The 1,344-nt window shown below is 77.8% G+C and carries 1 protein-coding gene and 1 pseudogene; both read right to left on the bottom strand.

All coding sequences use genetic code 11. The features are described from left to right. A pseudogene (locus tag INN71_RS18055) lies at nucleotides 1-497 on the bottom strand (hypothetical protein); the annotation flags it as partial. A gap of 55 nt (nucleotides 498-552) precedes the next feature. Then, on the bottom strand, nucleotides 553-1,344 hold a 792-nt coding region (locus tag INN71_RS18050; protein WP_301801453.1), incomplete at its 5' end, for a TerD family protein.

The following is a 1,344-nucleotide window of genomic DNA, read 5'->3' as shown; positions in this document are numbered from 1 at the left end:
GGCGGTGCGGCGGGCGGCACGGGCGGGGCCGGGGGCGCGAGCGGGGCCGGGGGCGGTGGGGCAGGCGCGGCGGGCGCCACCGGGCCGACGGGGACGCCGTGGAGCGCCTCGACGGCGGCAGGGCCCCCGCCGTACGCCCGCCCGAGGGCGCGGACCTTCCACCCGTCGCCGCGGCGGTAGAGCTCGACGACCGCCACGGCCGCGCCCGGGCCCACCGGCGCGGGCACGAAGCGCACGACCCCCACCCCGCGGCCGTCCAGCAGCTCGGCGGTCGCGGCCACCCCGTCCAGCGCCGTCACCATCACGGTGGTCACCGCGGCCGGCAGCCCCGCGAGGTCGAGGCCGACCGAGCCGCGCCCCGAACCCAGCGGCTGCCCGAGGACGGCGCGCCCGTCGGGCCCGAGCGGGAGGGCGACGAGGGCCGCGCCGGGCAGCTCGACGGCGCACCACGGGGAGCCCCAGACCGTGTTCTGGCCGGCCACCAGGGTCTCGGTCACCTCGGCGCTCCTCGGGGTGGTCGGGGTCGTCGGGGTCGGGCGGCCCGCAGGCCGCTCAGAGGTACTTCGTCAGGCCGGGGATCGCCTCGCCCGGGACCTTCGCATTGAATCCGTCACCGATGGCCTGCATCTTCCAGCCGCCGCCCTCGCGGAACACGCGCGCCATGGCCATGGCCGTGAACGGCATGCCCCCGGCCAGCGTGAAGCGGGCGAGCTCCCCGTCGGCCTGGTCGACGAGGCGGCAGAACGCGTTCTGCACCTGCTCGAAGGTCTGGCCGGAGTAGCTGGTGACGATGAAGACCAGGTTGTCGACGTGCACCGGCACGCGCGTGAGGTCGACGAGGATCGTCTCGTCGTCGCCGGAGCCGTCGCCGGTGCGGTTGTCGCCCTGGTGCTGCACCGAGCCGTCACGGGTGACGAGGTTGTTGTAGAACGCCAGGTCCACCGGCTGCTGCCCCGCGAAGAGCACGACGGAGGCGTCGAGGTCGATGTCGACCTCGCGCGAGCCGAAGATGCCGCCCTTCCGGATCGGGTCCCAGCCCAGGCCCATGCGGACCACCGTGAGGGCCTGCCCGCCGTCCTTCGTCAGCCGGACCCGCTGGCCCTTCTGCAGCGACACCGGGGCGCCCTTGCGGAGGCTGACCTCGCCGCCCTGACCGCCCGGAGCACCGGGCTGGCCGGCGGGCTGTCCGGCGGGCTGGCCGCCGCCGTACGCCGGGGCGGGCGGCGTCGGCGACCCGCCCCACGACGGGGCGGCGGGGGGCGCCGACGGGGGCGGGGTGGGCGCGCCGTACGAGGGCGCGCCCGGCGGGGTGCCGCCGTAGCTCGGCGCGGGGGGCGGGGTGCC

Source organism: Nocardioides sp. ChNu-153 (assembly GCF_030466625.1).
Classification (GTDB): domain Bacteria; phylum Actinomycetota; class Actinomycetes; order Propionibacteriales; family Nocardioidaceae; genus Nocardioides.
The sequence above is the reverse complement of the archived record's forward strand: the minus strand, read 5'-3'. Positions and strand labels throughout refer to the sequence as shown.